We start from the raw sequence: 19,823 nt of genomic DNA on the forward strand, positions 1-19,823 counted from the left end.
CGTGGCCCCAAGAGGCCACTTTTCGTCACGCCCTGTGGTCACTCCATGGTCACCGGCCGCTGCTCCCTTGCTGTCTCGCCGTCAGGCGGGTGTGCAGGGCGCGGGCCGCCGCGTCCGTGAGTGACGCGATCTGGTCGATCACGACGCGCCGCGCGGCCCGGTCGTCGGGCGCCGCGTCGTACAGCGCCCTGAACTGCGGGTCGAGGCCCTCGGGGGCGCGGGCGGTGAGCTCCTCGGCGAGTTCGGCCACGACGACGCGCTGGTCCGCGCGGAGCCGCTCCTGCGCGGGGCGCTGCATCACGTAGAGGTCGGCGACGGCCTTGAGCACCGCGCACTCGCACCGCGCCGCACGGGGCACGACGAGTTCGGCGGCGTACCGCGAGAGGGGCCCCCTGCCTCCCCCAGTGCCTGGACGGCCTGGGAGGGGCCCCCATCGCGCGCGGGTGGCGGTCTCCGCGGCGAGGCAGAAGCGGCCGATGAGCTGGCTGGTGGCGTCCTTCAAGCGCGCCTGGGCGACGGCCGATCCGTCGTATCCGTGCGGCCACCACTCCTGCTCCAGGAGGCGGTCGAGGGCCTCGGCGAGCTCTTCGGGGTCGGTGTCCGCGGGGACGTAGCGCCCGAGGGCCACGGTGTAGATGTCCCGCCGCTCCGGTTCGGCGTGCAGCGCGTTGGGGTCGATGTGGCCGGCGTGCAGGCCGTCCTCGAAGTCGTGGACCGAGTACGCCACGTCGTCCGACCAGTCCATGACCTGGGCCTCGAAGCAGGTGCGCTGCCCCGGTGCCTCCTTGCGGACCCAGTCGAAGACCGGGCGGTCGTCCTCGTAGACCCCGAACTTCGAGGACGCCGGGTCCGTGGGGTGGCCGCCGCGCCGCCAGGGGTACTTGGTGGCGGCGTCCAGGGCGGCGCGGGTGAGGTTGAGGCCGACGCTGACCAGCTCGCCGGTGGACTCCGAGCGCACGAAGCGCTTCGGCTCGATGCGGGTGAGCAGGCGCAGCGACTGGGCGTTGCCCTCGAAGCCGCCGCAGTCCGCCGCCACCTCGTTCAGCGCCTGCTCGCCGTTGTGCCCGAAGGGCGGGTGGCCGAGGTCGTGGGAGAGGCAGGCGGTCTCCACCAGGTCGGGGTCGCAGCCCAGGGCGGCGCCCAGCTCGCGGCCCACCTGGGCGCACTCCAGGGAGTGTGTCAGCCGGGTGCGGGCGCTGGCGTCCCAGGCCTGGCTTCTCGTGCCGGGCGTGACGACCTGGGTCTTTCCGGCGAGACGGCGCAGCGCGGCGGAGTGCACCACACGCGCGCGGTCGCGCTGGAAGGCCGTACGCCCCGGCCTCTTGTCGGGCTCGGCGGCCCATCGCTCGACGGCGGCCTCGTCATAGGCCGCGCAGGCGTCCTGGGCCTCGTATCGCGCGTTCGGTGCTGTGCCTTCCACGGTGCCTTCCATGCACCGACAGTAGACGCAAGCAGTGACAAAGGGGGATCTGGCCTCCCGTCAGACGGCGGTGAGGCGCCGGTATTCGGCCGTCGACGGGGCGCTGCGGGCCTGGTCGTAGCGGTGCAGGACGAGCCGGGCCAGCGCGGGGTGGGCGCCGAGCGGGGATGCGGCGATCCAGGGGGCGGCGGCCGCGCTCTGGGTGGCGAAGCGGCCCGGCGCGGTGAAGTACGCGGCGACGGCGGTGCGGGTCCGGCCCTCGGCGGCCAGGGCTTCAAGGGCGTCGGGCACGGTGCGGGCACAGGCGGCGGTGGGGGCGGCGTAGGCGGGGATCACGGGCACGCCCAGGCGGTCGGCGAGCAGGGCGGCGGCGGCCTCGGTGTCACCGGCCGACTCGGGGTCGCGGGAGCCCGCGGCGGCGAGGACGACCGCGTGGCGGCGGCGTGGGCCCGTGCTCGGGGGCCGTGGGCCAGCCCGCCTCGACGAGCCGGGAGTGCAGCGCCTCGGCGAGCATCGGGTGCGGGCCGAGCGGGGCGGCCACGCGGGTGTCGAGGTGGGGGGCGCCGGCGGCGGCCGCCGGGATGTCCCGCTTGACGTGCTGGCCCCGGCTCAGGAGCAGCGGGACGAGCACGGCCCGGCCGCCCTGCTGCGCGGCGAGGGTGTCGGTGAGCAGCGGCTCGTTCAGCTCGATGTGCCCGAGGCGGACGGTGAGGCCGGGCCGCTGCTCGCGGATCCGCTCGGCGAGGGCCGTGACGGTGGCGAGGGCGCGGGGGTCGCGGCTGCCGTGGGGGACGAGGACGAGGGTGGGGCGGGTGCCGGGACGGGGGCGGGGGGCCGGGCGGCGGCTGCCGTCGGGTGAGACGAGGCTGAGCCGGCTGCCGAGTTGGCTGGTGATGCGGTCCATGAGTTGCGCCGTACTGTCGAGGTGGGTGCTGCCGGAGTCGTCGTGAAGAGGGTTCGACGGCGTCATGGACCGAGGATGGCCGGGGCAGATTGCGGGGGCGTTGCGCGGCCGTGACGGCTGTTTGCGGCGGGCTCACGGTGGGGGGCGGGGGTCGGTCAGGGGTCTGCGGCAGCGGGCGGGTCGGGGGGCCGGCTCGGGGGTGGGCCAGGGGTGTTTCAGGGGCGGGTCCGGGTTGCGGGGCGCACGCGGCGCCGGTGGTGTGGCCTACGGTGGGGGGAGTGATCGGATCTGGGGAGGTCCGAGGGGTGGCACGGGGGCGAGGCATACATGGACCAGGTGAATCGGCGCTGGTGGGAGCGGCTGCGGGGGTCGGCGGCGGCGTGGCGTGCGGGCTCGTCGGGGCCGTCGCGCTCGGCGTGGTCGCGGCGTCCGGCGTGGTCGCGGCTCCCGCGGACGCGGAAGGGGCGGCGGCGGGCCGTGCAGGGGGCGATGGCGCTGTGCGTCGTCGCGCTGCTGCCCGCGACCTGGCTCTTCGTGACGACGGACAGCAAGATCGGCTCGGTCGCGGACGCGCCGCGCGCACGGGTCGCGATGGTCTTCGGCGCCGGCCTGTGGAAGGGCGAGCCGTCGCCGTATCTCGCGCACCGGCTGGACGCGGCGGCCGAGTTGTACCGCGCGGGACGGATAGAGGTCGTGCTCGTCACGGGCGACAACAGCCGCGAGGAGTACGACGAACCGGACGCGATGCGCGCCTATCTGAAGAAGCACGGCGTGCCGGACCGGCGGATCGTGAGCGACTACGCCGGGTTCGACACCTGGGACTCCTGCGTCCGCGCCAAGAAGATCTTCGGCGTGGACCGGGCGGTGCTGATCAGCCAGGGCTTCCACATACGCAGAGCGGTGGCGCTCTGCGACGCGGCGGGCGTCTCGTCGTACGGCGTCGGGGTGGACGCGGTGCACGACGCGACCTGGTACTACGGCGGAGCACGGGAGGTCTTCGCGGCGGGCAAGGCGGCGCTGGACGCGGCGTTCCGGCCCGACCCTCGGTTCCTCGGGCCGCGGGAGCCGGGCGTGGAGCGGGCGCTGGCCTCGGGGCGCTGAGGCCGGGGGCGGACCTGTTGCCGCCCGGCGGGCCCGCTCTCGTACCCGGCGGGCCCCGCCCCGTACCCGGCGGGAATCCCCCGGCCTGCCTCCGCACCGGACCTCACAGTGGCGTGCCCGCGTGGCTGAGACCGGCTTACCGCGTGCGTAACGCGAGCGCGTCTGGGCACGTAACAAGCACGGCGGACGCTGAGCGGCATGCACTCCACGGCGACACCCGCGACACCGGCGACCTCCGCGACTCCCGTGGCCACGGCGGTGACGGCGACCCACTGCCCGTACTGCGCGCTTCAGTGCGGGATGGGGCTGACGGCGGGCACCGGTGGTGGCGTGGAGGTCGTGGAGCGCGCGGCGTTCCCCGTGAACAAGGGCGCCCTGTGCGGCAAGGGACGCACGGCGCCCGCTCTGCTCTCCTCCCGGGTGCGCCTGACCGAGCCCCTCGTCCGATCCCACGCCACGGGCAAGCTCGCGCCGGCCACCTGGGAGGAGGCCCTGGACCGGATCGCGGCCGAGCTGTCCCGCGCGCGTGCGGAACACGGCGCGGACTCCTGCGGGGTCTTCGGCGGAGGCGGGCTGACCAACGAGAAAGCGTACGCGCTCGGCAAGTTCGCGCGGGTGGCGCTCGGCACGTCGCAGATCGACTACAACGGACGGTTCTGCATGTCGTCGGCCGCGGCGGCCGGGCAGCGGGCGTTCGGGCTCGACCGGGGGCTGCCGTTCCCGCTGGAGGACATCCCGCGCACCGGCTGCGTGATCCTCGTCGGGTCGAACCTCGCCGAGACGATGCCGCCCGCCCTGCGGTACCTCACGGAACTGCGGGAGAACGGCGGCACGCTGATCGTCGTGGACCCGCGCCGGACGCGCACCGCCGAGCAGGCCGACCTGCATCTGGCGCCGCGTCCCGGCACGGACCTCGCCCTGGCGCTCGGCCTGCTGCACCTGGTCGTGGCCGGGGGCCGCACGGACGAGGCGTTCATCGAGGAGCGGACGACCGGCTGGGAGGAGGCGCGGGCGGCGGCGATGGCGCACTGGCCCGAGCTGGTCGAGCGGATCACCGGCGTGCCGGTGCCCCAACTGCGCGAGACGGTGCGCATGTTCTGCGACGCGAAGGCCGCGATGGTGCTCACCGCGCGCGGGCCCGAGCAGCAGTCCAAGGGCACGGACACCGTCGGGGCGTGGATCAATCTGTGCCTCGCCACGGGCCGGGCGGGGCGTCCGCTGTCCGGGTACGGCTGCCTGACCGGGCAGGGCAACGGCCAGGGTGGGCGCGAACACGGCCAGAAGGCCGACCAGTTGCCCGGCTACCGCAAGCTGACGGACCCGGCGGCGCGGGCCCACGTGGCGGAGGTCTGGGGCGTGGACCCCGACACGCTGCCGGGCCCCGGCCGGTCGGCGTACGAACTGCTCGACGCGCTCGGCGGGGACATCAGGACGCTGCTCCTGATGGGTTCCAACCCGGTCGTGTCGGCGCCCCGGGCCGCGCATGTGGAGGAGCGGCTGCGGTCGCTCGACTTCCTCGCGGTGGCGGACGTCGTACTGTCCGAGACGGCCGAACTGGCGGACGTGGTGCTGCCGGTGACGCAGTGGGCCGAGGAGACGGGGACGGTGACCAACCTGGAGGGGCGGGTGCTGCTGCGCCGCCGGGCGGTGTCCGCGCCCGACGGGGTCCGCAGCGATCTGGAGGTGCTGCACGGGCTCGCGGCGCGGCTCGGCCACGGGAAGAAGTTCCCCACCGATCCGCGGGAGGTCTTCGAGGAGCTGCGCCGGGCGAGCGCGGGCGGGGCCGCGGACTACTCCGGCATCTCGTACGAGCGGTTGAGGGAGGGGGAAGGCGAGGGGGTGTTCTGGCCGTGCCCCCGTGGTGACGTGGAGGCGGGTGGCGAGGAGGCGGGTGGCGAGGTGGCCGTGCATCCCGGGACGCCTCGGCTGTTCCTCGACCGGTTCGCCACGGAGGACGGGCGGGCGCGGTTCGTGCCGGTCGTGCACCGGCCCGCCGCCGAGGAGCCGGACGCGGAGTATCCCGTGCTGCTGACCACCGGGCGGGTCCTCGCGCAGTACCAGTCGGGGGCGCAGACGCGGCGGGTCGATGAGCTCAACTCCGCGGCGCCCGGCCCGTTCGTGGAGGTGCATCCGCGGCTCGCGGCGCGGCTCGGGATAGCGGAGGGCGAGGCGGTCGCCGTGGTGTCGCGGCGTGGCCGGGCGGTAGCTCCGGCGCGGGTCACGTCGTCGATCCGTCCGGACACGGTCTTCATGCCGTTCCACTGGGCGGGCGAGGGGCGGGCCAATTCGCTGACGCATCCGGCGCTCGACCCGGTCTCGCGGATGCCGGAGTTCAAGGTGTGCGCGGTGCGGCTCGAACCGGCGGAGCCCATGACCATGAACGGGGACAGGGTCCTGAACACGGACGGGGACAGGGGCAGGGCCCGGGCGGGTGCGCGCCCGGGCCCGTCGGGACAGGGCTAGGAGAGGGTCAGCAGGTGCGCCCGATGTACCAGGCGCCGTCGACGTCCCCGGCTTCGCCGATCCAGGTGACGCCGGGGCCGACGCACTTGACGGTGTTCGGGCCCCAGTCGTCGATCTCGATCAGGATCTTCGAGCCGTCGCTCGTGCAGTGGTTGTAGTAGGCGTCGCTGTGGGTCTCGTAGAACCCGCAGGGGTTCTGGATGGCGGACGGCGAGACGGCGGTCGCGGTGGCGGTCGCCGCCATCGACATACCGAGGGCGAGGGTCACGGCTCCGACGAACGCGGGCAGGGAACGGCGAACTCGCATGAAGCGACTCCTTCTTGAGGACGTGGTGCTCACGCACCGATCGCGTGCACCGGAAGGGCACACGCAGAGTCTCATCGCGGTGACTCTTCGTGGTCACGCGATGTCGTCCGTATGAGTGATGGAGTACGCCAGATCGAGTGCGTCGGCGTTTGAGCTGCGGTTTTCGTCTTCTGGGGCGGGTGGGGGGCGAGTTGTCAGTCGGCGGTCTCCCGCTCCACCCACTCCAGGTAGGCCGCGCTCCCCCGGACCACCGGCGTGGCAATGATCTCGGGGGTGTCGTAGTCGTGGGCCTCGGTGAGCCACGCCTCCAGGGCCGCATAGCGGGCGGCGGTCGTCTTGAGGAGCACCTGCCATTCCTGGGCGGTCTCGATCTCGCCCTCCCAGCGGTACACGGAGGTGATGGGCCCGGTGATCTGCGCACAGGCCGCGAGCCGCGCCCGGATCGCGCCGTACGCGAGTTCCCGCGCCTTGCCTTCCGCGTCGGCCGTGGTCAGCACGGTCAGCGCGGTCGGCGTGCCTGGTACGGGCGGCGCGGTGGGTACGGCCGGCGCGGTCGGTGCGGGCTGCGTCGTCGGTGCGGGCTGCGTCGTCGGTTCGTCGTCCATACGGCGATTGTGCACAGCGGCGGCCAGGACTCGCCGAGCCGACGGCCCCCGCCTACTCAACTCCCGTACGGACGCACCGCCTTGGCGCCCCGGAGCGCCCAGCCCCACCAGGCCAGCTGGTCGAGCATGGCCTTGGCTGCGGCGTCGGCGCCCGCCGGATCGCGGTGGTTGCCGGCGTCGTCGAAGAGGGCGCCCGCGTTGTGGAAGGAGACGGTGTCGCGGATGGTGACCGTGTGCAGTTCGGCGAAGACCGGGCGCAGGTGCTCGACGGCCCGCAGGCCTCCGGAGAGCCCGCCGTAGGAGACGAAGGCGACGGGCTTGGCCTCCCACTCCGCCTTGTGCCAGTCGACGACGCTCTTGAGCGACGCCGGGTAGGAGTGGTTGTACTCGGGGGTGAGGACGATGAACGCGTCGGCGGCGGCCAGCTTCGGGGTGACCTTGGCGAGTTCGGCGGCGACGGCGGCGGACGGGTTGAAGGAGAGGGAGGTCGGCAGGTCGACCTCGGCGAGGTCGACGACGTCGAGGGAGAGGTCGGAGCGTTCGCGGACCCGGGAGAGCAGCCACTCGGCGACGATCGGCCCGAAGCGGCCCTCGCGGTTGCTGCCGATGATCACGGCGACGCGGAGCGGCGCGTCGGCGTCCGAGGAGACGGCGGAGGACGCGGTGGCGGAGGAGGAAGGCAGGGTGGACGAGGAGGACGTGGTCTCAGTCATGGGCCAAGCCTCTTAGTTAAACCATGGTTCAGGTCAAGCGCGCCCTGTGGCTAATCTGACCGCATGACCGCGCATCTCGCACCGGACGCCAAGGAAGCCACCGTCGGAGAGCTCGCCACACGCAGCGGGGTCGCCCCGTCGGCCCTGCGGTTCTACGAACGCGAGGGGCTCATCAAGTCCCGCCGCACCTCTGGCAATCAGCGCCGTTACAGCCGCGACACCCTGCGCAGGGTCGCCTTCATCCGCACCTCGCAGCGGCTCGGCATCCCGCTCGCCACCATCCGCGAGGTGCTCGGTCTGCTGCCCGAGGACCGCACGCCGACCCGCGAGGACTGGGCACGGATCTCCGAGTGCTGGCGCGCGGATCTCGACGACCGCATCCGCACCCTCCAGCGGCTGCGCGACAACCTCACCGACTGCATCGGCTGCGGCTGCCTCTCGCTCGCCAAGTGCGCGCTGACCAACCCGTGGGACGAACTGGGCGAGCGCGGCCCCGGGCCGCGCCGCCTGCTGGAGGACAACCCGTGCGGCCCCGCGGGCCGCACGGACACGGCGGAGGCCGGCGCCCCAGGGCCGGGGGAAGCCGGAACCGCCGCCGGTCCGCAGGAAGCCGGGGGCTAGTCGCGCTTGGGCCAGACGGGGCCCTGATCGGTCCAGATGACACCCTTGTTGCGGCAGAGGCAGAAGGGGTGGCCGATGGGGTCGGTATAGACGCGGAAGCCGTAGCCGTCGGGCTCGACGCAGTCCCGCTGCGGGGTGGCACCGAGGGCCACGACGCGGCGCTCTTCGGCCTCGATGTCGTCGACTTCGAAGTCGAGGTGGAACTGCTTGGGGTGCTCGTTGTCGGGCCACTGCGGTGCGCGGTAGTCCTCCACCTGAATGAAGGCCAGTTCGATCTCGCCGAACTGGATACCGGCCCAGTTCTCGTTGCTGCCCTCCTTGACCGGGAGCCCCGTCACTTCGGAGTAGAAGGCTGCCAGCTTCATCGTGTCCGGGCAGTCGATGATGAAGTCGGTTAGTCGTAGCATTCCGTGATCTTGCCACAAGATCAAAAGCGTCGGAGGCCGTCTCGTAGCGTGGCGCCATGACAACTCCTGCGCTGGTGCAGCGCATGGAGATCGACGGACGCCCCGCCACCGCGGAGAACCTGCTGTGGCCCGTCCTCGTCAACACCGGACACTTCACCGCGATGCAGGTCAGAGGCGGCAAGGTGCGCGGCATCGACCTCCATCTGGACCGCCTCGACGCGGCGACGCGCGAACTGTTCGGGCGGGGGCTCGACGGGGAGCGGGTACGTGGCCTGATCCGGCACATCCTGCGCGGCGACCCCGCCGGCGCGAGCGTCATCGACGACGCCTCCGTACGCGTCCACGTCCACGCCCCCGAAGGCGAACCGTCCCTGATGGTGACCGTGCGGCCGCCCACCGTGCTGACCGCCGCCATGGCGGACCGCGCGCGGGCGATGATGTCCGTGCCGTACCAGCGGCCCTTCACCCACATCAAACATCTGGGCGGCTTCGGACAGGCCCACTACGGCGAGCTGGCGCGGCGCGCGGGCCTCGACGACGCGCTGCTCACCGGCCCCGGCGGCCAGATCAGCGAGGGCCCGTCACGAACATCGCCTTCTGCGAGCGCACGCCGGGCGGCCCGCGGATCGTGTGGCCGAACGCGCCGCACCTGGCGGGCATCACGATGCGGCTGATCGAGGCGCGCCTGCCGGCCGCCGGACTGCCCACCGCGCACGCGCCCGTCACCCTCGCGGACCTGCCGTCGTACACGGCGGCGTTCGTCACCAACGCGTGGGGCGTCAGCCCGGTGCGGCGCGTCGACTCCGTCGCGTACGCGGTCGACGAGAAGCTGATGGCGACGGTGGCCGGGGTCTACGAGGAGGTGCCCTGGGACACGGTCTGAGCGCGCCGCCGCGTCGGGTCACCCATTCACAGGCGCCGGGCACGCTCTTCGGAATCTCGCCGGCCAGACGCCGGTGACCTGCTGGAACTCTCCCGCCGATGCGCCGAAGTTCCCCCATACGGGCGGCATACGGACGGCTTCGTGGCGCCACATCAGGAGGCGGTCGCCGCCGAGTGCCCTTTACCTCGGTACAGCGGGACTCGACCGACGCAGCGGCACTTGGGGGTGCCGCGGGGCGCGTTCCGCGAGGCCTCGGAGGAACGAGCACCATGCGCAACGCCCGTCTGCTGTCCGGTACCGCACTCGCCGTAGCGACGGTGGGCGCCCTGGCCGCCCCCGCGACCGCCGTCCCCGTCGGCGGGCTGGAGATCCGCCCCGCCACCGTCACCCCCGGCTCCGCCGTCACCGTGCACACCACGGCCTGCGGCTCCGGCGGGACCGCGAGCGGGGACGCCAGCGCGGTCGGGGCGGGCGCCTTCACCCTGGCGCCGGGCAAGCGCCCCGAGGAGGCGGTCGGGCGCTTCGAGGTGCCGCCGTCCGCGCAGCCCGGCACCTACGAGATCGTCGCGAAGTGCTCCGGTTCCGGAGGCGCCGCCGTGAAGAACAAGCAGGTGGCGGGCGATCTGGTGGTGACGATCACCTCCACCGCGGCCGCCGCGGAGCAACCCCGGCCGCATCCGAGGGGACATGTGAAGACGGGGGTCGGCGGCACGCTCGGTCCCGACCCCGTGCAGACCGCGGCGGGAGTGGCCGCCCTGGCCGTCGCCGCCGCGGGCGGTACCTGGCTCCTGCATCGCCGGGCGAGAGGCGACAGGATCTGACGGACACCCTCCGCTGTCCACCGGTACCGCCGCCCCTGCCCCCCTCCCTGCCCGTGTCCCCTCGTGGGCGGGGAGGGGGACGAGGGCAACCGGCCCGACCGACCCCGAGGGGGATGCCGCATGCGCCGCACACGTCGCGTTTCCCGTACGTCAGTCACACGCCGCGTCTCGCGTACGCCGACCCGCGCCAAGGGGGCCAAGGGGGCCACGGGGGCGAAGGCCCGTACGGCGTCCGGTACGCGCAGGAGGACCGGCAACGCCGCCATAGCGACCGTCACCGCCGTGGCGCTCTGCTCCGGGGCGTGGCTGCTGCGCAACGGCACCGCGTCGCACCCGCCACCGCAGCCCTCCCCCGCGCAGGCCGCACCGTCCCGGCCGGGCGCCGACCACTCCGCCGGCACCGCGGCGCTGCCGCCCTCCCCGCCCGACCGCGTGCGGATCCCGGCGATCGGCGTCGACGCACCGCTGATGGGGCTCGGCCTGACCCCGCAGGGCAGCCTCGACGTACCGCCGCCGGGCCGGAAGAACCTCGCCGGCTGGTACGAGGCGGGCACCACGCCCGGCGAGCGGGGCACCGCCATCGTCGCGGGCCACGTCGACAACAAGGAGGGCCCGGCCGTCTTCTACGAACTGGGCGCGCTGAGCAGGGGCCGCACCATCGAGGTCGAGCGCAGGGACGGCAGCGTGGCCGTCTTCACGGTCCACGCGAACGAGGTGTACGACGCCAAGGACTTCCCCGACGAGAAGGTGTACGGCCCTGCTCCGCGCCCCGAGCTGCGGGTCATCACCTGCGGCGGCAAGTACTCGAAGCGGACCGGCTACCAGGGCAACGTGGTGGTCTTCGCGCATCTGACCGCGGTGCGCTGAGCCCCTGCGGGTCGGGCCGGGGCTCAGGCGACCCACTGTTCGTACGCCATCTTCACCACGAGCCCGAAGACGGTGGTCAGGAGCACGATCCGGACGAAACCGCTGCCCTTCTTGAGCGCCGTGCGGGCGCCGAACATGCCGCCCGCGAGGTTGAAGAGGGCCATCAGCGCGGCCAGTTGCCACAGGACGGCGCCCTGCCAGGCGAACATCGCGAGGGCGCCGGCGTTGGTGCAGCAGTTGACGATCTTCGCGGTGGCCGACGCGGAGACCAGGTCGAGGTGGAGCACGGCGGTCAGGGCGAGCACGAGGAAGGTGCCCGTGCCGGGGCCGACGAGGCCGTCGTAGAAGCCGATGCCGAGGCCCGCGAGGCCGATCGCGGCGAGGATCCGCTTCGGTGAGGCGGGCTCCGCGGCGGGCGCGGTGCCGAAGGCGGGCCGCAGCATCACGAAGCTGCCGACGGCGACGAGCACCACCATGATCACGGGTTTCAGTACGTCGGTGCTCATCCCCGCCGCGAAGAAGGCGCCGCCCATCGACCCGGCGAGCGCGGCGAGGCCGATCCGGACGGCGGTGGGCACGTCGACGGGGGTCTTCTTCACGTAGGTCACCGCGGCGCCCGTCGTACCGACGATCGCCACCGCCTTGTTCGTGCCGAGGGCGTGCGCGGCCGGGGTACCGCCCGGCAGGCCGAGCAGCAGGGCGGGGAGCAGCAGCAGTCCGCCGCCACCGACCACGGCGTCGATCCAGCCGGCCGCGAGGGCGGCGACGCAGAGCACGACGACCGTGGTCATGGATATGTCAGGCATGATCGCGACCCTATAGCCAACCCTCACACCACCCCCGAGCGGACGCTGAGCGCACCGTTCCCCCGGAGAAACAACGCGGCCCCGGCCGGGAAACACCCGCCCCGCAGGCTGCTGAGCATGACATCCACGGCAGTGGTGATCGGCGCGGGCCTGGCCGGCGCCCGCGTAGCGCAGCGCCTCGGCGCCGAAAGTCCCGAAGGCACTGGAGGCGCCGGAGGTCCCGGAGGCCCCGACACCGTACTCATCGGCGAGGAGGACCACGCCCCGTACAACCGCGTGCTGCTCGCGGAGGTCCTCGCGGGCCGGTACGGCGCGGACGTGATCACCCTGCCGAAGCCGCCCGGCACCACCCTGCGCACCCGCGTGGTCCGCGTCGACCGCGCGGAGCGCCGGGTGCACTGCGCGGACGGTACCGTCGTCCCCTACGGCACCCTGATCCTCGCGACCGGCTCCAACCCCGTACTGCCGCCCCTGCGCGGCCTGTTCGCGCCCGGCGCCCGGGAGCTGCCGGGCGGGGTGCATGCCTTCCGGACGATGGACGACTGCCTGGCCCTGTCCGCCGCCGTCACGCCCGGCGTCCGCGTCGTGGTCATCGGCGGCGGTCTCCTCGGCGTCTCGGCGGCCCGCGCGCTGGCCGAGCGGGGCGCGCAGGTCGTCCTGACGCAGCAGGCCGAGCGGCTCATGGAGCGTCAGCTCGACCCGGCCTCCTCGGAGCTGGTGCGGGCGCACCTGACCGGCCTCGGCGTCGAGGTGCACACCGAGTGCCGGGTGCGCGGGGTCGGTGTCACCGACGGGGCCGTGCGCAGCGTGGAGCTCGCCGACGGCTACTCGCTGGACACCGATCTGACGGTCCTCGCCTGCGGCGTGCGCCCCCGTACCGGTCTGGCGCTGGCCGCCGGACTCGACGTACGCAAGGGCATCGTCGTGGACGACCGGCTGCGCACCTCCGACCCGCACATCCGCGCCGTCGGTGACTGCGCGGAGCACGCGGGCCGCGTCTACGGCCTGGCGACGCCCGCCCTGGAACAGGCCGACGCGCTCGCCGACGACCTCCTCGGCCGTGGCGCTGCCCCCTACACCGGCAGCCGCATGCTCACCCGCCTCACCCTCGCGGGCCCGGGTCCGCTGGACCTGGCGGCGTTCGGCGACCCCGAGCCGCACCCCGACGACGACGTCATCCAGCTCACGGACGCCACCCGTGGCACCTACCGCAAGGTCGTCGTCCGCGGCGACCGCCTGGTCGGCGGCGTCCTGCTCGGCGACCTGGCCTCGGTGGGCGCGCTCGCCCGCGCCTGGGAGGCGGACGACCCGCTGCCCGACGACGACAGCCCCCTGCTCCACCTGCTCACCCATCCCCAAGCTCTCGACTCCGTTCGAGCAGGGCAGACCCCCATCGGAGGCCGCTGACATGCCGACACCCCCGAACCCCGTACACACCCCGCGGGCCCCACACCACCGCCCCACGATCGTGCTCGTCGGCCACGGCATGGTCGGCCAGCGCTTCCTGGAGGCCGCCGTCGAGCGCGGTCTCGCGGCGAGCCACCGGATCGTGGTGCTCTGCGAGGAGCCGCGCCCCGCCTACGACCGGGTGCAGCTCACCTCGTACTTCTCGGGCCGCACGCCCGACGAACTCTCCCTCACCGACCGGGAGTTCCTCGACGCGCACGGCATCGAGCTGTACGTCGACGAGCCCGCCGAGAGCTTCGACCGCGAGGGGAGGACGGTCACGGCCCGCTCCGGGCGCGTCGTCCCGTACGACACGCTGGTCCTCGCCACCGGTTCGTACCCCTTCGTGCCGCCCGTGCCGGGCAAGGACGCGACGGGCTGCTTCGTCTACCGCACCATCCAGGACCTCCTCGCCATCGAGGAGTACGCGAAGAAGCGCGCGACGACCGGCGCGGTGGTCGGCGGCGGTCTGCTCGGCCTGGAGGCGGCGGGCGCGCTGCGCGGCCTCGGACTCGCCACGCACGTCGTGGAGTTCGCGCCGCGGCTGATGCCGGTGCAGGTCGACGAGGGCGGCGGCGCGGCGCTCCTGCGCACCATCACCGGCATGGGCCTGACGGTCCACACGGGCACCGGCACGCAGGAGATCGTGACCGACGGGGACGGCGCGGTCACCGCCATGAAGCTCTCCGACGGCCAAGAGCTCGCCACGGACCTCGTGGTGTTCTCCGCCGGTGTCCGCCCGCGCGACCAGCTGGCCCGCGACCACGGTCTGGCGGTCGGCGAGCGCGGCGGCATCACCGTGGACGAGCAGTGCCGCACCAGCGACCCGGACGTGTACGCGATCGGCGAGTGCGCGCAGGCCGTGGACGGCCGCGTCTACGGTCTGGTCGCGCCCGGGTACGAGATGGCGCAGACGGCCGCCGCCGCCATCGCCGCCGACCGCAGGGCGCGCTTCACGGGCGCCGACCTGTCGACCAAGCTGAAGCTCCTCGGCGTCGACGTCGCCTCCTTCGGCGACGCGCACGGCACGGCGGAGGGCTGCCTCGACGTCGTCTACTCCGACTCGCGCTCGGGCACGTACAAGAAGCTGGTGATCGGCGCGGGCGGTGAGCTGCTCGGCGGCATCCTCGTCGGCGACGCGGAGGCGTACGGCCTGCTGCGCCCGCTCACCGGGACCGTGCCGCCGCTGCCGCCCGAGCAGCTGGTGCTGCCCGAGGGCGCGGGCGCCCCCGTCGCGCTCGGCCCGGAGTCGCTGCCGGGCAGCGCGGTGATCTGCAGCTGCCACAACGTCACCAAGGAAGCCATCCAGGCCTGCGCCACGCTGCCCGAGGTCAAGAAGTGCACCAAGGCCGGTACGGGCTGCGGCAGTTGCGTGAAGGTCATCGGGCAGCTCCTTCCGCAGTCCGGCGACAAGGGGCTGTGCGGCTGCTTCGGGCAGACCCGTCAGGAGCTGTACGAGATCGTGCGCGTCCTGCGGATCACGTCGTTCCGCGCGCTGCTCGACGGGCACGGCCGTGAGGCGGCGCGCGGCGGCGAGGGCTGCGAGGTGTGCAAGCCGACGGTCGGCTCCATCATCGCCTCGCTGGCCCCGACGATCGGCGCCGAGGGGTATGTCCTGGACGGCGAGCAGGCCGCGCTCCAGGACACCAACGACCACTTCCTGGCCAACCTCCAGAAGAACGGCTCCTACTCGGTGGTGCCCCGCATCCCCGGCGGCGAGATCACCCCGGAGAAGCTCATCGTCATCGGCGAGGTGGCGCGGGACTTCGGCCTCTACACGAAGATCACCGGGGGTCAGCGCATCGACCTCTTCGGGGCCCGCGTGGAGCAACTGCCGATGATCTGGACGCGCCTTGTGGACGCGGGCTTCGAGTCCGGGCACGCCTACGGCAAGGCGCTGCGCACCGTGAAGTCCTGCGTCGGGCAGACCTGGTGCCGCTACGGCGTGCAGGACTCCGTGCGCATGGCCATCGACCTGGAGCTGCGCTACCGCGGCCTGCGCGCCCCGCACAAGCTGAAGTCGGCGGTCTCCGGCTGCGCCCGCGAGTGCGCCGAGGCCCAGTCGAAGGACTTCGGCGTGATCGCCACGGCGAGCGGCTGGAACCTGTACGTGGGCGGCAACGGCGGCGCGACCCCGCGCCACGCCGACCTGCTCGCGCAGGACCTGGACGACGCGGAACTGGTCCGTCTCATCGACCGGTTCCTGATGTTCTACATCCGCACCGCCGACCGCCTGGAGCGCACCGCGGCCTGGCTGGAGCGGATCGACGGCGGCCTCGACCACGTACGCGACGTGGTCGTCCACGACTCGCTCGGCATCTGCGCCGAGCTGGAGGCGCTGATGGCCGACCACGTCACGCACTACCGCGACGAGTGGGCCGAGACCCTCGACGACCCGGAGCGGCTCGCGCGCTTCGTGTCCTTCGTGAACGCGCCGGGCGTGCCGGACCCCACGGTCGGCTTCGTCCCGGAGCGCGACCAGATCAAGCCGGACCTGCCCCTGCTGTCCATCGGCCCCCGCCCCCTGGAAGGAGCCTCCCGATGAGCACCGCCCCCACGCGTGTCCACCTGCGCTACGCCGACGACTGGTTCGAGGTCTGCGAGCGCGCCCGGCTGACCCCGGGCCGGGGCATCGCCGCCCTGCTGCCCGACGGCCGCCAGGCGGCGCTCTTCCTCGACCGCGAGGGACGCGCGTACGCCATCGACAACCGCGATCCGTTCACGGGCGCCGCGGTGCTCTCCCGGGGCCTGCTCGGCTCCGAGGCCGGCCGTCCGTTCGTCGCCTCGCCGCTCCTCAAGCAGCGGTTCGACCTGGAGACGGGGCGGTGCCTGGACGACGACGAGGTCGCCGTCCAGACGCATCCCGTGCGGATCGCCTGACCGGCCGCCGCTCGCCCGACGCTCTCCGGGCCGCCTCTACGCCCTACGCTCTACGCGGCCATCCGCAGTTCCACCGCCGCCAGCGGGACGAAGCCGGGGCCGTCCCCGGCGGTGGGCGCGTCCTTGCCGCCGAGGCGCCGCAGCAGGGCGAGCGCGATCCGCTCGCCCTGCGCCTTCGCGCGGTCCGCGTTCGGGCCGCGGTGCAGCCCGTCGACCGTGGCGTGCCACAGCTGCACCCAGCGGCCGAAGTGCTCGGCGGTGAACGGGCGGGCCGTGTGCAGCGCGGCGTGCGGGGCGAAGGCGTCGCGCCGGTAGTCGGCGGTGCGCCAGAGCGCGCGTTCCCAGAAGTCGGTGATGCGCGGGAGGTGGACATCGAGGTCGGTCCCGGCGATCTCCGTGAAGAACGGGCCGATGAGCGGATCGGCGAACGCGGCCGTGTAGAAGCGGCGGAGCAGTACGTCGAGGTCGGCTCGGGTGGCGATGTCCATACCGGCAGTTTCCCCCATCTACCGCGCCGCCCCCAGGCCCGAAGGTCACGCGGCAGGGGACGCAGGCCCCGCCCTACCGCAGGTCCGACGCCTCGAACACGCCGCGCGCCGCCGCCCCGTCGACCTGCTCGGTGAGCCGCCGCAGCTCGGCGCAGCCCGTCCTGAGCAGCCCGGCCTCCCGCGCGGCGCGGGCCCCCCGGTCCAGCCGGTGCAGCAGCAGCGGGTCGGCGACGAGGACCCGGGGGTCGAGCTCGACGCGGTGGCCGAGCGAGTCGCACAGGACCAGCCGCGCCGCCACGCCCTCGCTGTAGCGCACGGCGGTCAGCAGGCCGGTGCAGACGTGCCTGCGCCGGCCGAGCCCCTGGACGGCGAGCCAGCCGGGGCCCGCCGTCACCCGCGCGGGGTGCAGCACCACGTACAGCAGCGCGGCGAGCCCCCACCACAGGGCGAGCCTGAGCGCGGTGAAGGTGCCGCTGACCAGGTCGAGGAGGACCACGAGCACCAGCAGCCCCAGCGCGCACAGGGCGGCGGACCGCACCTGGGCCGTCCAATTCCGGTCAGTCACCGTGTCCGCCGTGCCGCCGGCGCTCCGGTGGCCGCTGCCCCGCACCGCACCGCGCCGGGAAGCGCCCCGGATCGTCCTGTCGTGTCCCATGTGCGGCACCGTAGGACGCGCCGCGCGGCCATGGCGCCACCCTTGACGCCGCACATACACCCGAGGTGGACACCTTGACGGAGCGCTGACGCGACACACACCCCCGGCTCCCGGCTTCCGGTCCCCGAAGCGTGACACTCGGCCGCAACACCACTGTCGTAATCGCCGCGCATGGTTGATCGTTGGGCCGACACGTACACGCACACGCACAGGTACTCCGACCTCACGTAGGGAGACGACCGGCATGACCATCAGCCGCAGGACACTGCTCGGGACCGGCGCGGCGCTCGGCCTGCTCACCGCGTGCGGGTCGAACACGGGGCGTGGCGGCGGGGGTTCGGGCGGCAAGGGCCCGCGGCTCGCGCAGTGGTACCACCAGTACGGCGAGGCGGGCACCGAGCAGGCCGTGAAGCGGTACGCCGCCGCGTACGAGAAGGCCGACGTCCAAGTGCAGTGGCGGCCCGGCAACTACGACGAGCAGACCGCCGCGGCCCTGCTCACCGACTCCGGGCCCGACGTCTTCGAGGTCAACGGCCCCTCCCTGGACCAGATCCGCAAGGGGCAGGTCGTCGACCTCACCGACCTGTTCGACGGGGTGAAGGACGACTTCGACCCGGCGGTGCTCGCCCCGAAGACGTACGACGGGAAGATCTGGGCGATCCCCCAGGTCGTCGACATGCACCTGCTCTACTACCGCAAGAGCCTGCTCGACGACGCGGGCGTCGAGCCGCCCCGGAGCCTGGCGGCGCTGGTCGACGCGGCGAAGGCGCTGACGACGAAGAAGGTGAAGGGCCTCTTCCTCGGCAACGACGGCGGCGCGGGCGCCCTCGGCATCACCCCGCTGTACGCGGCCGGCCTGGAGTCGGTCACGGAGGACGGCGAGGTCGGCTTCGACGACCCGGCCGCCGCCCGCGCCCTCGGCAGACTGCGCCAGCTGTACGCCGACAAGTCACTGCTGCTCGGCGCGCCCTCCGACTGGTCGGACCCCTCGGCGTTCACGCAGGAGCTGACCGCCATGCAGTGGTGCGGCCTGTGGGCGCTGCCCGCCGTACGCGAGGCGCTGGGCGACGACTTCGGTGTCCTCGCCCTGCCCCCGGAAGGCTCGGGCGGCAGGCCCGCGCTGCCCGTCGGGTCGTACGGCGCGGCGGTGAACGCCCGCAGCGACCACAAGGAGGAGGCGAAGGACTTCCTGAAGTGGCTGTGGATCGACAGGACGGAGTACCAGGAGGACTTCGCGCTCTCCTACGGCTTCCACATCCCGGCCCGGCTCTCCCTCGCGAAGAAGGCCGACAAGCTGAAGGAGGGGCCGGCGGAGGACGCCGTGCGCTACTCCACCGAGTACGGCTACGCCCAGCCGCTGCTGTGGACACCGGCGAGCCGCACCGCCTACCAGGACGCGCTGAGCCGGATCATCAAGTCCGGCGCGAACCCGGAGAGCGAGCTCAGGTCCGTCATGCGCGAGGTACGGGCGGAGCTGGCCCGGGTCAAGAAGAAGCGGTGAGGCGGACGTTGCCGGGAAGGAAGCCGCTGGGCACCCAGAACCGCACCCTCTGGTTCTGGGTGTTCGTCGGACCCTTCGCGCTGGGCCTGGTCCTCTTCACATACGTACCGCTCGCCTGGAGCGTCTACCTCAGCTTCTTCGACGCCCACAACACCGTCTCCCCCACCGACTTCGTCGGCTTCGACAACTACACGTCGATGCTGCGGAACGAGGCGTTCACCGGCAGCCTCGTCACCTTCGCGGTCTTCTCGGCGTTCATCGTGCCCACCACGTTCGTCCTGTCGCTCGCGCTCGCCCTGATGGTCAACCGCATGCACCGGGCGCAGGCGTTCTTCCGGTCGGTCTTCTTCCTGCCCGCCGCGTGCAGCTACGTCGTGGCGGCGCTGATCTGGAAGCTGTCGATCTTCAACGGCGTGCGGTTCGGGCTCGCCAACACCGTCCTCGGCTGGTTCGGCGCCGACCAGATCGCGTGGCTCTCCACGACGGAGCCGCCCTGGTACTGGCTGGTCATCGTCACGCTGCGGCTCTGGCTCCAGGCGGGCTTCTACATGATCCTCTTCCTGGCGGGTCTGCAACGGATCTCCCCCACCCTCTACGAGGCGGCGGCGGTGGACGGCGCGCGGCCCGGCTGGCAGGTCCTGCGCCACGTCACGCTCCCGCAGCTGCGCGCGACGTCGATCGCGGTGACGCTGCTCCTGGTGATCAACGCCTTCCAGGCCTTCGACGAGTTCTACAACCTGCTCTCGGACTCCCAGGGCTATCCGCCCTACGCCCGCCCGCCGCTCGTCTACCTCTACTACACGGCGCTCGGCCAGGAGCAGAACCTCGGATTCGGCAGCGCAGGCGCGGTGATCCTCGCGTTGGTCATCGCGGTGGTGACGGTCGGCCAGGCGCGCTGGTTCGGCCTCGGCGGGAAGGAGGACCGACAGCGGTGA

Annotated in this window: 20 protein-coding genes and 1 pseudogene; 12 read left to right on the forward strand and 9 right to left on the reverse strand. The window is 73.1% G+C overall.

From position 1 onward, the window contains the following. Positions 1–49 precede the first annotated feature (49 nt). Together KKZ08_RS12480 and KKZ08_RS12485 are read right to left on the reverse strand one after the other, a co-directional pair. The gene (locus KKZ08_RS12480; protein ID WP_223774511.1) at positions 50–1,432 is read right to left on the reverse strand and encodes a deoxyguanosinetriphosphate triphosphohydrolase; all 1,383 of its coding nucleotides are present in this window, start codon (positions 1,430–1,432) and stop codon (positions 50–52) included. Positions 1,433–1,480: 48 nt separating this feature from the next. Continuing rightward, positions 1,481–2,390 (reverse strand): annotated as a pseudogene (locus KKZ08_RS12485) (CbiX/SirB N-terminal domain-containing protein). Between the two features lie 261 nt (positions 2,391–2,651). Between KKZ08_RS12485 and KKZ08_RS12490 the strand changes: the two are divergent. Both KKZ08_RS12490 and KKZ08_RS12495 read left to right on the forward strand, forming a co-directional pair. Then, a complete protein-coding gene (locus tag KKZ08_RS12490; protein ID WP_223774512.1) occupies positions 2,652–3,425 on the forward strand; it encodes an ElyC/SanA/YdcF family protein in 774 nt (257 codons plus the stop codon). Positions 3,426–3,671: 246 nt separating this feature from the next. Further along, the gene (locus KKZ08_RS12495; RefSeq protein ID WP_223779027.1) at positions 3,672–5,888 is read left to right on the forward strand and encodes a molybdopterin oxidoreductase family protein; all 2,217 of its coding nucleotides are present in this window, start codon (positions 3,672–3,674) and stop codon (positions 5,886–5,888) included. 7 nt (positions 5,889–5,895) lie between these two features. Here the strand turns inward: KKZ08_RS12495 and KKZ08_RS12500 are convergent, their stop codons facing one another. From KKZ08_RS12500 to KKZ08_RS12510, 3 genes are all read right to left on the reverse strand, one after another. Further along, entirely contained in the window at positions 5,896–6,195 is a 300-nt protein-coding gene (locus KKZ08_RS12500) for a DUF6355 family natural product biosynthesis protein (protein ID WP_223774513.1), read from the reverse strand. A 194-nt stretch (positions 6,196–6,389) separates the two neighbouring features. Next, positions 6,390–6,800 (reverse strand): divalent-cation tolerance protein CutA, encoded by a 411-nt coding sequence (gene cutA, locus KKZ08_RS12505; RefSeq protein WP_223774514.1) that lies wholly within the window; start codon positions 6,798–6,800, stop codon positions 6,390–6,392. 56 nt (positions 6,801–6,856) lie between these two features. Next, positions 6,857–7,513 carry an NAD(P)H-dependent oxidoreductase gene (locus KKZ08_RS12510; protein ID WP_223774515.1) on the reverse strand — a complete coding sequence of 219 codons (657 nt, stop codon included), beginning with the start codon at positions 7,511–7,513 and terminating at the stop codon, positions 6,857–6,859. A 63-nt stretch (positions 7,514–7,576) separates the two neighbouring features. On the opposite strand from KKZ08_RS12510, the gene soxR reads away from it, so the two are divergent. Beyond that, entirely contained in the window at positions 7,577–8,134 is a 558-nt protein-coding gene (gene soxR / locus KKZ08_RS12515; RefSeq protein WP_223774516.1) for a redox-sensitive transcriptional activator SoxR, read from the forward strand. Here the strand turns inward: soxR and KKZ08_RS12520 are convergent. Continuing rightward, entirely contained in the window at positions 8,131–8,541 is a 411-nt protein-coding gene (locus KKZ08_RS12520; RefSeq protein ID WP_223774517.1) for a VOC family protein, read from the reverse strand. The genes soxR and KKZ08_RS12520 overlap by 4 nt on opposite strands. Positions 8,542–8,597: 56 nt before the next feature. Here KKZ08_RS12520 and KKZ08_RS12525 point away from each other — a divergent pair, with 56 nt between their 5' ends. From KKZ08_RS12525 to KKZ08_RS12535, 4 genes are all read left to right on the forward strand, one after another. Continuing rightward, complete coding sequence (locus tag KKZ08_RS12525; RefSeq protein ID WP_346657874.1) at positions 8,598–9,215, forward strand: aminotransferase class IV; 618 nt, start codon at positions 8,598–8,600, stop codon at positions 9,213–9,215. Next, entirely contained in the window at positions 9,206–9,424 is a 219-nt protein-coding gene (locus KKZ08_RS38965) for a hypothetical protein (RefSeq protein ID WP_346657875.1), read from the forward strand. Before KKZ08_RS12525 ends, KKZ08_RS38965 begins: the two co-directional genes overlap by 10 nt. A gap of 269 nt (positions 9,425–9,693) precedes the next feature. Then, a complete protein-coding gene (locus KKZ08_RS12530; RefSeq protein ID WP_223774518.1) occupies positions 9,694–10,245 on the forward strand; it encodes a hypothetical protein in 552 nt (183 codons plus the stop codon). A 120-nt stretch (positions 10,246–10,365) separates the two neighbouring features. Next, positions 10,366–11,112 (forward strand): class F sortase, encoded by a 747-nt coding sequence (locus tag KKZ08_RS12535; RefSeq protein WP_223774519.1) that lies wholly within the window; start codon positions 10,366–10,368, stop codon positions 11,110–11,112. Positions 11,113–11,135: 23 nt separating this feature from the next. Here KKZ08_RS12535 and KKZ08_RS12540 read toward each other — a convergent pair whose 3' ends face one another. Next, positions 11,136–11,918: a TSUP family transporter gene (locus KKZ08_RS12540; protein ID WP_223774520.1), complete on the reverse strand. Its 783-nt coding sequence runs from the start codon at positions 11,916–11,918 to the stop codon at positions 11,136–11,138. A 117-nt stretch (positions 11,919–12,035) separates the two neighbouring features. On the opposite strand from KKZ08_RS12540, the gene KKZ08_RS12545 reads away from it, so the two are divergent. The 3 genes from KKZ08_RS12545 to nirD are packed head-to-tail and all read left to right on the forward strand — an operon-like array spanning position 12,036 to position 16,244. Next, positions 12,036–13,325 carry an FAD-dependent oxidoreductase gene (locus tag KKZ08_RS12545; RefSeq protein WP_223774521.1) on the forward strand — a complete coding sequence of 430 codons (1,290 nt, stop codon included), beginning with the start codon at positions 12,036–12,038 and terminating at the stop codon, positions 13,323–13,325. A gap of 1 nt (position 13,326) precedes the next feature. Next, positions 13,327–15,909, forward strand: a complete 2,583-nt coding sequence (gene nirB / locus KKZ08_RS12550) for a nitrite reductase large subunit NirB (RefSeq protein ID WP_223774522.1) — start codon at positions 13,327–13,329, stop codon at positions 15,907–15,909. Next, a complete protein-coding gene (nirD, locus tag KKZ08_RS12555; RefSeq protein WP_223774523.1) occupies positions 15,906–16,244 on the forward strand; it encodes a nitrite reductase small subunit NirD in 339 nt (112 codons plus the stop codon). The genes nirB and nirD overlap by 4 nt, the downstream gene beginning before the upstream one ends. Positions 16,245–16,294: 50 nt before the next feature. On the opposite strand, the gene KKZ08_RS12560 is transcribed toward nirD, so the two are convergent. Together KKZ08_RS12560 and KKZ08_RS12565 are read right to left on the reverse strand one after the other, a co-directional pair. Next, the gene (locus KKZ08_RS12560; protein WP_223774524.1) at positions 16,295–16,732 is read right to left on the reverse strand and encodes a group III truncated hemoglobin; all 438 of its coding nucleotides are present in this window, start codon (positions 16,730–16,732) and stop codon (positions 16,295–16,297) included. A gap of 73 nt (positions 16,733–16,805) precedes the next feature. Further along, positions 16,806–17,387, reverse strand: a complete 582-nt coding sequence (locus tag KKZ08_RS12565) for a hypothetical protein (RefSeq protein WP_223774525.1) — start codon at positions 17,385–17,387, stop codon at positions 16,806–16,808. A 244-nt stretch (positions 17,388–17,631) separates the two neighbouring features. On the opposite strand from KKZ08_RS12565, the gene KKZ08_RS12570 reads away from it, so the two are divergent. Together KKZ08_RS12570 and KKZ08_RS12575 are read left to right on the forward strand one after the other, a co-directional pair. After that, positions 17,632–18,888, forward strand: coding sequence for a sugar ABC transporter substrate-binding protein (locus KKZ08_RS12570; protein ID WP_223774526.1), 1,257 nt, complete (start codon positions 17,632–17,634; stop codon positions 18,886–18,888). Further along, positions 18,885–19,823 (forward strand): sugar ABC transporter permease, encoded by a 939-nt coding sequence (locus KKZ08_RS12575; RefSeq protein ID WP_223774527.1) that lies wholly within the window; start codon positions 18,885–18,887, stop codon positions 19,821–19,823. Before KKZ08_RS12570 ends, KKZ08_RS12575 begins: the two co-directional genes overlap by 4 nt.

It is taken from the genome of Streptomyces sp. 135 (assembly GCF_020026305.1).
Taxonomy (GTDB): domain Bacteria; phylum Actinomycetota; class Actinomycetes; order Streptomycetales; family Streptomycetaceae; genus Streptomyces.